Origin of the sequence: Pseudomonas neuropathica (assembly GCF_051174785.1) — a bacterium.
Classification (GTDB): domain Bacteria; phylum Pseudomonadota; class Gammaproteobacteria; order Pseudomonadales; family Pseudomonadaceae; genus Aquipseudomonas; species Aquipseudomonas neuropathica_A.
Genome location: NZ_CP195111.1, coordinates 1,390,740 through 1,403,691, shown reverse-complemented (window position 1 = coordinate 1,403,691; position 12,952 = coordinate 1,390,740). Strand labels below are relative to the sequence as shown.

The 12,952-nt window shown below is 61.4% G+C and carries 13 protein-coding genes; 6 read left to right on the top strand and 7 right to left on the bottom strand.

The window, feature by feature from the left end; translation table 11 throughout:
- Positions 1-179 precede the first annotated feature (179 nt).
- The gene (locus ACRRSD_RS06355; RefSeq protein WP_435037539.1) at positions 180-995 is read left to right on the top strand and encodes an alpha/beta fold hydrolase; all 816 of its coding nucleotides are present in this window, start codon (positions 180-182) and stop codon (positions 993-995) included.
- Between the two features lie 103 nt (positions 996-1,098).
- On the opposite strand, the gene dsbG is transcribed toward ACRRSD_RS06355, so the two are convergent.
- The 3 genes from dsbG to dsbD are packed head-to-tail and all read right to left on the bottom strand — an operon-like array spanning position 1,099 to position 4,459.
- Positions 1,099-1,869: a thiol:disulfide interchange protein DsbG gene (dsbG, locus tag ACRRSD_RS06350; RefSeq protein ID WP_435037538.1), complete on the bottom strand. Its 771-nt coding sequence runs from the start codon at positions 1,867-1,869 to the stop codon at positions 1,099-1,101.
- Entirely contained in the window at positions 1,845-2,726 is an 882-nt protein-coding gene (locus ACRRSD_RS06345) for a prolipoprotein diacylglyceryl transferase family protein (RefSeq protein WP_435037537.1), read from the bottom strand. The genes dsbG and ACRRSD_RS06345 overlap by 25 nt, the downstream gene beginning before the upstream one ends.
- On the bottom strand, positions 2,726-4,459 hold the full coding sequence (dsbD, locus tag ACRRSD_RS06340; protein ID WP_435037536.1) for a protein-disulfide reductase DsbD: 1,734 nt from the start codon (positions 4,457-4,459) through the stop codon (positions 2,726-2,728). Before dsbD ends, ACRRSD_RS06345 begins: the two co-directional genes overlap by 1 nt.
- Before the next feature lie 153 nt (positions 4,460-4,612).
- On the opposite strand from dsbD, the gene ACRRSD_RS06335 reads away from it, so the two are divergent.
- From ACRRSD_RS06335 to ACRRSD_RS06315, 5 genes are all read left to right on the top strand, one after another.
- Positions 4,613-5,293, top strand: a complete 681-nt coding sequence (locus ACRRSD_RS06335) for a response regulator (protein ID WP_007908710.1) — start codon at positions 4,613-4,615, stop codon at positions 5,291-5,293.
- Positions 5,293-6,615, top strand: a complete 1,323-nt coding sequence (locus ACRRSD_RS06330) for an ATP-binding protein (protein ID WP_435037535.1) — start codon at positions 5,293-5,295, stop codon at positions 6,613-6,615. Before ACRRSD_RS06335 ends, ACRRSD_RS06330 begins: the two co-directional genes overlap by 1 nt.
- A gap of 215 nt (positions 6,616-6,830) precedes the next feature.
- Positions 6,831-7,316, top strand: coding sequence for a GNAT family N-acetyltransferase (locus ACRRSD_RS06325; RefSeq protein ID WP_435037534.1), 486 nt, complete (start codon positions 6,831-6,833; stop codon positions 7,314-7,316).
- Between the two features lie 142 nt (positions 7,317-7,458).
- Positions 7,459-8,871, top strand: a complete 1,413-nt coding sequence (locus ACRRSD_RS06320; protein WP_435037533.1) for an aspartate aminotransferase family protein — start codon at positions 7,459-7,461, stop codon at positions 8,869-8,871.
- An 83-nt stretch (positions 8,872-8,954) separates the two neighbouring features.
- The gene (locus ACRRSD_RS06315) at positions 8,955-9,179 is read left to right on the top strand and encodes an MbtH family protein (protein WP_038364139.1); all 225 of its coding nucleotides are present in this window, start codon (positions 8,955-8,957) and stop codon (positions 9,177-9,179) included.
- A 187-nt stretch (positions 9,180-9,366) separates the two neighbouring features.
- Here the strand turns inward: ACRRSD_RS06315 and ACRRSD_RS06310 are convergent, their stop codons facing one another.
- The 4 genes from ACRRSD_RS06310 to ACRRSD_RS06295 form a co-directional block, all read right to left on the bottom strand.
- Positions 9,367-10,272, bottom strand: coding sequence for a metal ABC transporter substrate-binding protein (locus ACRRSD_RS06310; protein WP_435037532.1), 906 nt, complete (start codon positions 10,270-10,272; stop codon positions 9,367-9,369).
- Positions 10,273-11,172: a metal ABC transporter permease gene (locus ACRRSD_RS06305; protein WP_007917717.1), complete on the bottom strand. Its 900-nt coding sequence runs from the start codon at positions 11,170-11,172 to the stop codon at positions 10,273-10,275. It abuts the gene before it with no gap.
- Complete coding sequence (locus ACRRSD_RS06300) at positions 11,172-11,882, bottom strand: metal ABC transporter ATP-binding protein (protein ID WP_435038476.1); 711 nt, start codon at positions 11,880-11,882, stop codon at positions 11,172-11,174. Before ACRRSD_RS06300 ends, ACRRSD_RS06305 begins: the two co-directional genes overlap by 1 nt.
- 134 nt (positions 11,883-12,016) lie before the next feature.
- Complete coding sequence (locus ACRRSD_RS06295) at positions 12,017-12,946, bottom strand: metal ABC transporter substrate-binding protein (RefSeq protein ID WP_093435032.1); 930 nt, start codon at positions 12,944-12,946, stop codon at positions 12,017-12,019.
- Positions 12,947-12,952: the final 6 nt, after the last annotated feature.

Genomic DNA, 12,952 nt, shown 5'->3' with positions numbered 1-12,952 from the left:
ACCGGCCCTTTCGCGAGCAAGCTCGCCCCCACAAGGGATTTTGTGAACGCCAATAATCCAGTGTGGGGGCGAGCTTGCTCGCGAATGGCGACGGTACAAACGCGTACATTTCCAAGGTTGACGACAAGCAACCGGCAGCTCAGTCTGCCGGTTCTCTTTTTTTGTCGCGGGGGTGGTCGATGCCTTTTTTCACGGTGGACGGACAAGCGCTGCATTACATTGATCAAGGCACAGGCCCGGCGGTGTTGCTGGCCGGCAGCTATCTGTGGGATCAGGCCATGTGGGCACCGCAGATTACCGCGTTATCGCCGCATTATCGGGTGATTGCGCTGGATCTGTGGGGCCACGGTGAGTCAGGGCGGTTGCCTGAAGGCACGACGTCTCTGGATGACATTGCCCGACAGGCGCAGGCCTTGCTCGATCATCTGGATATCGACCGCGCCACACTGGTTGGCCTGTCGGTCGGCGGCATGTGGGGCGTGCGCCTGGCATTGGCGGCACCGCAGCGCATCAACGGTCTGGTATTGATGGACACCTACGTTGGCGTCGAACCTGAACCCACCCGTCAGTACTACTTCTCGCTGTTCAAACAGATCGAAGAAACCGGCGAAATCTCCGAGCAATTACTGGATATCGTCGTACCGATCTTCTTCCGCCCGGGCATCGATCCGCAGTCGGCGCTGTATCAGGATTTTCGCGCGAAACTGGCGGCGTACTCGTCCGATCGGTTACGCGAAAGCATCGTACCGATGGGGCGCATCACGTTTGGCCGGGATGATTTGTTGCCACGCCTGGGTGAGTTGAATGCGGCGACCACGCTGGTAATGTGCGGCGATCAGGACAAGCCGCGACCACCGTCAGAGGCTAAAGAAATGGCCGAGCTGATCGGTTGCCCGTGGGTACTGGTGCCGGAGGCGGGGCATATCTCCAATCTGGAGAATCCGCAGTTTGTCACCGAGGCGTTGTTGACCTTCCTCGGCGAACGCAACCGTTAGACCAAGTGTCCGTTCTTCGCGAGCAGGCTCGCTCCCACATTTGGAATGCATTCCCCTGTAGGAGTGAGCCTGCTCGCGATGGGGCCAGTCCAAGCACCGTAAATTACTTAGGCCCGAGAATCTTCACCAACTTGTCCGGCGAAGGCGCGCCTTGCTGCTGTTGCAGCTCGCCCTTGTCATCCAGATAGAAAATCGCCGGCGTCGCCTGCAACTCCAGGTCTTCCATCAACTGCATGTTCGCCGCCAGTTTGCTCTGCACGGCCACCGGAATCTCCTTCAAGGCTTTGAGCGAGCTGCCCTTGCCAGCCTTTTCGTGATCTTCCAGCGCCTTGGCCGGATCCTTCGCGGCCAGCAACGCCGCCGATTTGCCCGGGCTGTCTTCACGAATAATGCCGACCATGATGTGCCGCAGTTGCACCTTGCCGGCCTTGACCCATGGCCGCGCCTGTTCCCAGAACATGTTGCAGTAAGGGCAGTTCGGGTCGCTGAACAGGTACACGGTGCGCGGTGCGTCCTTGTTGCCGTCCTGAATCCAGTTGCTCGCCTCGAACTTGGCCCAGGTTTCCTTGGCCATTGGTGCGTAGACCAGTTTTTGCAGGGGTTCGCTGCTCAGGTCTTTACCGTCAGCGTCGTACAGATTACCCAGCAACACGTGTTTGCCATCCGGAGTCAGGTACAGCGCCATGCCACGGTTCTGATACTGCGCCGCGTAACCGCGCAAGCCATCAGGGGCGTCGAACTGGCCGACGATTTTCGCGCCTTTGGCTTCGATCTGCTTGATCGCCGCAGGCAATTCTTCAGCGGCCTGTACCGACGGCAAGTGCAGCAGGGCGCTGCCCAGAGTCAGCGTCAGCAGGTGGCGGAGGCGGGGCATGGCAGTTTCCTTGCAGAGGTGGCCGGTGCGGTGGCCGGGTTCGAATTCGGGTTCGGGGTGGCGAAGTTTTCCAGCGCGCGCGCCAGGCTGGCGTTGGATAACTCGCCCAGGTGGCTGCTCAGCAGGCGACCGTCAGGGCTATAGAACAGCGTAGTCGGCAAGGCCATCGAACCGACGGCCTGACCCAGCCGACCGCTGCGGTCGAACAGCACGTTGTTGAGGCTCAGGCCTTGAGTTTCGAGAAACGTCGCCACGCTTTGCATGCTTTCGGCCTGATTGACGAACAGGAAGGTCAGGTCGGGTCGTTGCTGCTGGGCGTTTTCCAGCACCGGCATCTCGCGCCGGCACGGTGGACACCAGGTCGCCCACAGATTGATCACCAGCGGGCCGCCCTGATAGTCGCTGAGCTGGATGGTTTCCCCCGCCGCATTGCGCAGGGAGATGTCCGGCAGTCGGGTGCCTTGTTCATAGATGTTCAACGACAACGTTGCCAACAACCAGAACGCCACGCCGCTGGCCACGCCAAAACCCAACGGGCGCCGAAGGCCCGGACGCCGCCAGCCGCGATACAGCGCCGCGAGCAGCAACACGATCACCCCCGGCCAGGCGAGGAAACCGCCGTCACGCAAGTCGATGATCTGCCACGGGTCATTGCGATAGTGCGACCAGTACAGCACCACGAAGGCAATCCGCGCCGCGAGCATGCCCAGCAGAAACAGACTGAACAATGCCGACTCGGGGTTATCGCCGCCACGTTTGGCCACCCGCCAGCCGACAAAGGTCGCCAGCGCCAGGGCACTGATCAGCAGCAGGTGGTTGAGGGCGATGGCGAATGTGCCGAGGGTCAAAGTCAGCATTAATTAGCTTCCCGGGTGGTAGCCCAGCGTTGCAGGAACGTCTCGGCATCGACTTCGCCGGTGATGCGCTGGCTGCGGCGTTCTTCGCCATCCGTGCCGATCCAGACGAAGCTCGGTGGCCCCGGCACTTTGTAGCGGCTGAGCAGTTCACGGCTGGCGGCATTGTCGGCGGTGACATCAAGCCTGAGCAGGCGCACGTCATTCAACGCCTGCATGACCTTGTCCTTGCCGAACACCTGTTTCTCCATGACTTTGCACGACACGCACCAGTCCGCGTAGTAATCGAGCAGCACCCACTGGCCCTGGGCCTTGGCGGCATCGAGTTCGCGTTGCAGCGCCGCCGGCTCCTTGATGGTGGTGAACGCATCATGCGCCGATGGCGCCGCCGTACTCGCACGGCCGGCACTGTAGACCTGCAACGGCTGATACGGGTCATCGCTGCCGCCCGCCGCACCAATCACCAGCAAACTGCCCCACAGCCCAAGTAACAGCGAGGTTGCGCCGAACAACTGGGCAACGCGGCCAAAACCTTCGGACTGTTTCCACGCGCAGAACGCGGCGATCAACAGCAGTGCGCCGCACAGGCCCAGCCACAACGAAGCGTCCAGTACCGGGCGCAGCATCAACAGCGCGGTGGCAAGGAAAAGGAAGCCGAACACACCTTTGAGCAGGTTCATCCAGGCGCCAGGTTTGGGCAGGAAGCGATTGCCCACGGTGACCAGCAACAGCAACGGCACACCAATGCCGATGCCCAGCGAAAACAGGATCAAGCCACCGTGCAGCGCATTGCCGCTCTGCGCGATATACAACAATGCACCGGCCAGCGGCGCGGTCATGCACGGGCCGACCAGCAGGCCGGACAAGGCACCGAGCACCCCGGCGCCGATCAGGCTGCCACCGCTGCGACTGCGCGAGGCGTGCTCCAGGCGATCACGCAGGGCCACCGGCAGTTGCAGTTCAAAGAAACCGAACATCGGCAAGGCCAGCACCACAAAGATCGCGGCAAACGTGCCGAGCAGCCATGGGTTCTGTAACCACGCTTGCAGGTTCGCGCCGAGCAGCGCCGCAATCACTCCCATCGCCGCATATACCAGCGCCATGCAGATCACATAGCTGCCGGCCAGCGCAAAACCGCGACGCGGGGTGGCACCACTGCCGACCACCATGCCGGCCAGAATCGGCAGCATCGGCAATGTGCAAGGCGTGAACGCCAGCAACAGACCGAGGCCGAAAAATACCAGCAAGCTCCAGCCCAGCGCCCGTTGTTGCAGGCTGCTGGCCAAGGCCTGATCCGGCGCTTCAGCGTTTGCGGCCACTGCCGCTTTACCTCCCAGGTCAATGACCCGGGTTTGCGGCGGATAGCACAGACCCGCATCAGCACAGCCCTGATAGCTGACCTTGATCTGGCCGGTGGCGGTTGCCGGGATTTTAATTTCCAGCCCTTGGCGATAGACCGGTTGCTCACCGAAAAACTCGTCGCTGTGGGATTCGCCTTCAGGCAGCGCGGGCTGCTGCTGTGCGCTCAGTCCATCGAATTTCAGGCGTTTCTGATACAGGTAATAGCCGTCGGTGATTTGCCAGAACAACTGGGTTTCACCGGATTCCAGACGTTCGGAGGTGAGCACAAACGCCTTATCGACCGGTAGAAACTCCGGTTTGGTATCAAACGGATTGTTCCCGGCCTGGGCCAGGCTGGAGATCAGCAGAGCAAACAAAAGAAAAAAATGACGCATGGAGGAGCCTTGTCCCAGTGCAAGTGAGGTGCACAATGGGCGGCGGCGATTAACCGATGATTAACCGCCACGCCCTTGTCGCTGTGACGTTCGGGGCATAATGTCAGCTTAATCGGCCAACTGCCTAATCGGCTTTTTTCTACGGGACTCACCATGCACGTACTGGTTTGCGAAGACGATGAGCTGATCGCCAGCGGCATCGTTGCCGGTCTCACGGCTCAAGGTTTGACCGTTGAGCACGTCAACACTGCCTCGAAGGCGCGGGCGATGCTCAAGGTCGCCGAATTCGACGTGATGGTGCTCGATCTCGGCCTGCCCGACGAAGATGGCCTCAAACTGCTGCAACAATTGCGTCAGAGTGGTCTGGAGATTCCAGTGCTGATTCTGACCGCGCGCGACTCGGTCACCGACCGTGTCGACGGTTTGCAGGCCGGGGCCGACGATTACCTGCTCAAGCCGTTCGATCTGCGTGAACTGTTCGCCCGCCTGCAAACCCTGTTGCGCCGGGTCGCCGGGCGCAGCGTCAACCTGATAGAGCACGGCGCGCTGACCTACGATCCGAGCAGTCGCGAAACCACCCTGGCCGGGCAACCGGTCGATTTGTCGCGCCGTGAGCAATCGCTGTTGCAGGCGCTGTTGCACAATCGTGGCCGGGTGCTATCCACCGAACAGTTGAAAGACAGTGTCTACGGCTTCAACGATGAGCTGGAAAGCAACGCGCTGAACGTGCACATCCATCACCTGCGCAGCAAACTGGGTAAAGGTATCGTCGAAACCGTGCGCGGACTGGGTTATCGCCTAGGCCCGGCCGACGGTGGAGATCAAGGCAAGTGATGAGCCTGCGACTGCGCCTGAGCCTGACCCTCGGCGCTGCATTTGCGCTGATCTGGGCGCTGGCGGCGGCCTGGATGCTCAGTGACCTGCGCAATCAGATGATGTTTTCCCTCGACCAGCGTCTGGTGGCGTCGGCGCGGATGGTTGCCGGGCTGCTGGAACAGTTGCCGACACTGCCGAGCAAAGGCGAGGGCACCCATTTCAGTGCCGAACAACTGAACATCCCCGGCGGCATGGCCTGTCAGGTCAGCTCCTTGCGCGGGGAAATTCTCGCGCGCAGCCACAACAATCCCGAACAAGCGCTGGAAGCCGAGAAAATGGGCTTCCATGACCAGATGATCGACGGTGCACCGTGGCGCAGTTTCACCCTGGCCCGGGGCGATGTGCGCATTACCACCGCCGACCGGCAGATCGAGCGCGAAGCCCTGAACATGTCGATCCTGCTGGCGGCGTCGGTGCCGGTGGGTGTGGCGTTGCTCGGTTGTCTGTGCCTGTTGTGGCTGGGCATTGGCCAAGGTCTGGCACCGCTCAACCGCCTGCGTGAAGCGTTGATGCGGCGCAATGCTGATTCGCTCGAGCCGTTGCAGATCCAGACCTTTCCCAGCGAATTGAAACCGCTGCTCGAAACCCAGAATCAATTGTTCCAGCGTATCGGCAAAACCATCGAGCGCGAGCGGCGCCTGACCGGTGACGCGGCGCATGAACTGCGCAGCCCGCTGACGGCGATCAAGACCCACCTGCAAGTTGCGCGCATGACCGACGGCAACGCCCGCGATCAGTCGCTGGCGCGGGCCGAGGAGGGCGCCGATCGCTTGCATCGCACGCTCGAACAACTGCTGTTGCTGGCGCGGGTCGAAGGCAGCCTGTCGTTCGATGACGGTTCGCAATGCAGCGCCGAGCAAGTGGCACGTCTGGCCATTCAGGACGCCACGGGTGGCGAGCGCCTGCGCATCAAACTGCAACTGCCGACCGAGCTTTCCGCTGCTCCACTGCAGATGCCGGCCGTGCTGTCGATTGCGGCGCTACGCAATCTGCTCGACAACGCCTTGCGCCATACGCCCGAAGACTGTGCGGTTGAGCTGAGCCTGGAAACCATTGGCAACCGCGTGCGGTTTATCGTGCGCGACCACGGGCCGGGAATTGCGCCGGATGATCTGCAGCACCTGACCCAACGCTTCTGGCGCAACGGCCAAAGCACCGGTTGCGGCCTCGGTCTGGCGATTGTTCAGGCGATCGTCCAGCGTTGCGACTGTGCCCTGCATTTCGACAGCCGCCCGGATGGCCTGCGGGTCGAGCTGACCATGCCGTTGCAACCCATCTGAATCCACCGCACATCCCCTGTGGGAGCGAGCCTGCTCGCGAAGACGGCGGCACATTCAACATCAATGTGGCTGCCAAATCGCTTTCGCGAGCAGGCTCGCTCCCACAGGGAAAGGTGTTTTGGCACATCAAATGTAACCTCTCGGCGTTCGCTATCCGCTTGGCCTGAGCGTAAGGTCAACGCAGCTTTGACTCAATGGATTGAGGGAACTGCGCCATGGAAGCACCCATCTGCATTCGTCCGGCCATCCTGGCCGACGCCGGTATCATCAGCCGCATCATCGAACGTTCGATCCGCATCGGTTGTGCACTCGATCACCGTAACCACCCGCCACTGGTCAGTGACTGGATCGGCCAGCAGTCCGCCGATTTCATCAGTGCCCGGCTCGCCGACCCGCACTGCTATCTGTGTATCGCCTTGCTGGCGGACAAACCGGTCGGTGTCGGCATGGTTCAGGCCAGTGGCGACATTTCGTTGTGTTACGTGCAGCCGGAGTCCTTTCGGCGTGGCGTCGGGCGGGCGCTGATGCAGGATCTGGAGGGCTGGTTGCGGATTCGCGGTGTTGTTCTCGTAAACCTCAACAGCACGCGCACCGGCCGCGCGTTCTATCAGCATCTGGGTTATCGGGAATCGCCGCCACCCTTCGAATACCGAGGCTTGCAGACCCTGCCCATGCAAAAGCCGTTGGCATCGCCGGTCTGACAATTCGATCACAGGCTAAATCCTCAAGCCCCTTAAGCGTTTCCAGAACAGGAAAACCTGCAAGTGCGCCCCGCAATCGGAATGCGCACCTGTCCGGTGTGCTGTTTTGGTCACTATCCATAGCCAATTGAGGGGTCGAGAGATGTCAGTCGCCACCAGCCTTATCGAAGAGTCGTCGGCCCGGGTTAACTCGGCGCCGGCCGAAACGCTGTACCAGTTCAATGAATCGCCATTGCTGGCCCGTCAGGCTCAACAGGAATCCAACGCGCGCAGCTATCCACGGCGCATACCACTGGCCCTGAAACGCGCCAAAGGCCTGTACGTCGAAGATGTCGAAGGCCGCACCTTCATCGACTGCCTGGCCGGTGCCGGCACGCTGGCGCTGGGGCATAACCACCCGGTGGTGATTGAAGCGATCCAGCAGGTGCTGGCCGATGAGTTGCCGCTGCATACCCTCGACCTGACCACGCCGGTCAAGGATCAGTTTGTCCAGGATCTGTTCGGTCTGCTGCCATCGGCCCTGGCGGCTGAAGCGAAAATCCAGTTCTGTGGCCCGACCGGCACCGATGCCGTGGAAGCGGCATTGAAGCTGGTGCGCACGGCGACCGGACGCAGCACCGTGCTGTCGTTCTCCGGCGGTTATCACGGCATGAGCCAGGGCGCATTGAGCCTGATGGGTAGCCTGGGGCCGAAAAAGCCGCTGGGCGCCTTGCTCAGTAATGGCGTGCAGTTCATGCCGTTCCCGTATGACTACCGTTGCCCGTTCGGCCTCGGTGGCGCGGCGGGCGTAAAGGCCAACCTGAATTACCTGGAAAACCTGCTGAACGATCCGGAAGCCGGCGTGCAACTGCCCGCAGCGGTGATCGTCGAAGCGGTGCAGGGCGAGGGCGGCGTGATTCCGGCGGACATCGAGTGGTTGCGCGGCTTGCGTCGAATCACCGAGAAGGCTGGTGTGGCGCTGATCGTCGACGAGATCCAAAGCGGTTTCGCCCGCACCGGCAAGATGTTTGCCTTCGAACACGCTGACATCACCCCGGATGTGGTGGTGTTGTCCAAAGCCATCGGCGGCAGCTTGCCTTTGGCCGTAGTGGTCTACCGTGACTGGCTCGACACCTGGCAGCCGGGGGCGCATGCCGGCACCTTCCGTGGCAATCAGATGGCCATGGCGGCAGGTTCCGCGGTGATGCGTTACCTGGTTGAACACAAGGTCTGCGAACACGCTGCTGCCATGGGCGAGCGTCTGAGCGAGCACCTGCACATCCTGCAACGTGACTTCCCGCAACTAGGCGATATTCGTGGTCGTGGCCTGATGCTCGGGGTCGAACTGGTCGAGCCGAACGGCACGCCGGATGCGCTCGGTCATCCGCCGGCGTTTGCGCGACTGGCGCCGCTGGTGCAGCGCGAATGCCTCAAGCGTGGGCTGATTCTGGAACTGGGCGGTCGGCATGGCGCGGTGGTGCGTTTCCTGCCGCCGCTGGTGATTACCGCTGCCGAAATCGACCGCGTCGCGGAGATTTTCGGTCGCGCTTTGGCCGCCGCCACCGCCGCGCTGTAAATTTTTCGCCGCGTCGAACGTTCTTTCTACATACCCGGCTGCACCCCTCGTGCAGCCTACCCTTACAACGATGGAGAACCAGCATGACGTCAGTATTCGACCGCGAGGACATCCTCTTTCAGGTCGTGGTCAACCACGAAGAGCAATACTCGATCTGGCCGGACTACAAAGCCGTGCCGCAAGGCTGGCGTACCGTGGGCAAGAGCGGCCTGAAAAAGGAATGCCTGGCCTACATCGAAGAAGTCTGGACTGACATGCGTCCACTGAGCCTGCGCCAGAAGATGGAAGCCCAGGCCGCCGCGCAATAAACGGCCGGGCAAAAAGAAACCCGCTGGACTGATAACAGTCAGCGGGTTTTTTTATGGCTGGAGTTTGTGTTGTCAGGTCAGGCCTCTTCGCGAGCAAGCTCGCTCCCACAGGTAAATTGTGAACGACACAGACCCAATGTGGGAGCGAGCTTGCTCGCGAAGAACGATAACGCGGTTTCGACTGAAATCAAGCCCCGCTCAAACCCTTCAACACCAGATCCACATTGCCTTCCAGCTCCGCCACCGGATCCGCCGCATCCGTGCTCAACACCAGCAGATGACTGCCGGACTCGGCGATCGCCGCTTTCACCGGCTCCGACGGCTGGCGATGATGCAGGACCACCGCGACATCATTGTCCTTGAGCGTTGCCGTCAGTTTTTTCAGATCCTCCGGCGTCCATTCGGCATCCGGCCGTGAATCCTCGCCGATCAGTTCCAGATTCAAGCTGCCGATCAGATAACCAAAGTGATCGCTGAGACTCATCACACTGAGATTGTCGGCACGGGCCAGTCGCGCTTCGCTATCGGCGCTGAGCTTCAGCAAACGCTGCTTCAACGTCGCCAGGTTGGCCTCGATTTTCGGCTTGGCGCTCGGTGCCAGACGCACCAGATCCGCCGCCATTACATCCGCCATGCGCCCCATGTTGTTGCTTGCCAGCCATGGCTGACTGCTCAAGCCATCGACCTTCAGATCCGGTTGTACGGCAATGCCCGGCAGGGCGCCGTCGACCGGGCGCGCCGCATCGACTTCAACGATGCGGATGTTGCTGCGGCGGGCGATCGGGTACAGCGGATCATCGGCCCACAGCGAGCGCACACCGATCACCGCATCGGCGCTGGTCGCCAGTTTGCTCAGTGCCGGGGCGCCGCGACCGGTGAAATAGGCGGTCTGACGACTGCCGGGCAGGTTTGCCGGTGCTGCACGTTCAAGGTTGACGTCAGTGCCTTTGAGCAGCACTTCGCCCAAGCCATAAGTGATCGGCAACGAGGCCAGCACTCGCAGCGGTTTGACGTTTTCGGCCGCCATTAACGGCGTGCAGACCACGCCGCACAGGGTCATGGCCAAGGTCAGTTTTCGCAGTGAAAAAGTCATTTATCCAAGATTCCCTTTCAGACTCGGGACAACCCCGCGCGCAATGGCGGCGAGGGCGAAGGCAATGCCGGCGACCAGAATGATCGCGGCGCCGGATGGAATCGGCAGATCGAACACGATCGGCGCCAGGATCCCGCACAGCGTGCTGACCGTGGCGATCAGCACCGAGCACCAGAAAAAGCCCTTGAGCGACTGGCTGAGCAAACGCGCCGCCGCTGCTGGAATCACCAGCAGTGCGCCAACCAGAATCGCGCCGATGACTTTCACCGCGGCCACGGTGATCAGCGTCACCAGAATCACGAACAGATAATCCAGAGTCTTCACCGCCACCCCGCGTACTGCCGCCAGTTGCGGATTGAAGCTGGCGAGCATGATGCGGTTGTACAGCGGCAAGGCCAGGGCCATGACCAGCGAACCGACGATCGCCAATACCGCCAGATCGTTACCGTTGACGGTCAGCACCGAACCGAACAGCACGTTCTCGAGAATGTGCACGTTAATCTTGCCCGCAAGAATCAGTAGCAGACTCGCGCCCAGTGCCAGCGACACCGAGAGGAATACGCCGATCAAGGTGTCCGGCGCCAGGCCGGTGCGGTTGCGCAGGTAATTGAGCAGAATGCCGAACAGCAGGCAGTAACCGAACAGGCTGCCATAGGGGCCGGTGTAGGGTTCGCCGAGCAGGATACCGATGGCCACACCGGTCAGCGCCGCGTGGCCCACCGCTTCGGAGAAAAACGCGAAGCGCTTGACCACCACCAGCGTGCCGAGGCCGCCGAGTACCGGGCCGATCAGCAGGCCGGCGAGCAATGCATTTACGACAAAACCGTAGGCCAGCGCTTCCGGCAGATATCCGGACGAGGCCCAGCCTTGCACCATCAAACGAAAGGCTTCGTAACTCATCAGACAGCGCTCCGTGGATGGGTCGAGAACAGGGTGAGCAGGCGTTCCGGGGTCAGCGCCTGTTGTGGCGTGGCGTCGAACAGCACGCGACGGTTAAGACCGGTGACCCGATTGGCCAGGCGTCCGACCGCTTCCAGATCGTGCTCGATCCACAGCACGGTGATGCCCGCCGCGCGCCAGTCATTGAGCAGGCGCTCGAACACCTGAATCCCGGCTTCATCGAGGGCCGACATTGGCTCATCCAGCACCAGCAATTGCGGCGCCGGAATCAAACCTTGTGCGAGCAGAACCCGCTGCCGCTCACCGCCAGACAGCGCGCCCATGCGCCGCTTGCGTTTGTCCTGCATGCCGACGCGTTCCAGCGCTTCACCAATAGCACCGGCGTAACGCTTGCTCAAACCAAGAAACGCCGGGCGTCGCTGGCACATGGCAGCCATGAAGTCGTCGACGGTCATTGGCAGGCCGCGATCGAACTCCAGCGCCTGCGGCACATAACCGATGGTGCCGGGTTCGCCGGGCCATTGCAGGCTGAGCCGGCCCTGGTGGGGCATTTGCCCGAGCAGGGTTTTGATCAGCGAACTCTTGCCGCCACCGTTGGGGCCGACCAGCGCGTGTACGCTGCCGGGCCGTACTTGGAAGGTGACGTTATCCAAAATCGTCGTGCGCCCCAGCGTCAGACAAACCTCCGCAAAGTCCAGCGTCGGCCCCATAACCTGTAGGAGTGAGCCTGCTCGCGATAGCGGTGTGTCATTCAACAAAGATGTCGGCTGATCCGGCGCCTTCGCGAGCAAGCTCGCTCCCACAGGGGACTCGGTGTTTTCGGGGGAAAGGGTTTCTCTGGAAGTCATGCGCCAGACTCCTGAATCGCCCGTACCACGGTGTTGAGGTTGCCGGTCATTTCCTTTTCGTACTTGTCGGCGGTGTATTCACCGTAGGAAATGTGCGACAGCGGATACAGCTTGACGCCGGACTCACGCTGAATGGTATCGACGTAAGTGGAAGGGAAGTCCATCTCCGAGAAGATCACTTTCACATCGAGTTCGCGCAGTTGATCGATGGTCTTCTTCAACTGGCTCGGGCTTGGCTCGATACCGTGGGCCGGTTCAACCACGGCGGTCACTTCCAGGCCGAACTCACGCAGCAGATAGTCGTAAGCCGCGTGCACCGTGGCCACGCGCAGTTCGGCGTTCGGCGCTTGAGTCAGTTTGGCCAGGGCATCGGCGCGCATCTGCCGCAGGCGTTTGCCGTAGGCGCGGGCGTTCTGGGTGTAGGTCTTGGCATTGTCCGGATCGAGTTTGCCCAGTTCGCGGGCAATGTTGTTGACCTGAGCAATGGAGGCGCTGATCGACAGGAACGTGTGCGGGTTCACCACTTTGCCGGCGCCGCGTGCGGCAACGCCGGTGGCGGCCAGCAGCGGCACGTTCTCGTTGGCTTCGATGGTTTTGATGTTTGGCGTTTCGCTGGCGGCTATCATGCGGTCGGCGAAGTCGTCATGGCCGACACCGTTGAGCACGATCACGTCGAGGCCGCTGATGCGCTTGATGTCCTCGGCCCTTGGCTCATAAGCGTGCGGGTTGAAACCGGCAGGGATTAGTGGGACGACTTCGGCCTTGTCGCCGACGATGTTCGCCACATAGCTGTAATAAGGGTGCAGGGTGATGCCGATGCGCAGGCGTTTGGCCTGATCGGCGCTGGCCAGTGGGCTCAGCAGGCAGGCGCAGAGGCCGAGCAGGAACAGACGCAACAATGGACGGCGAGGCGATGAAATAGACATGGGCAA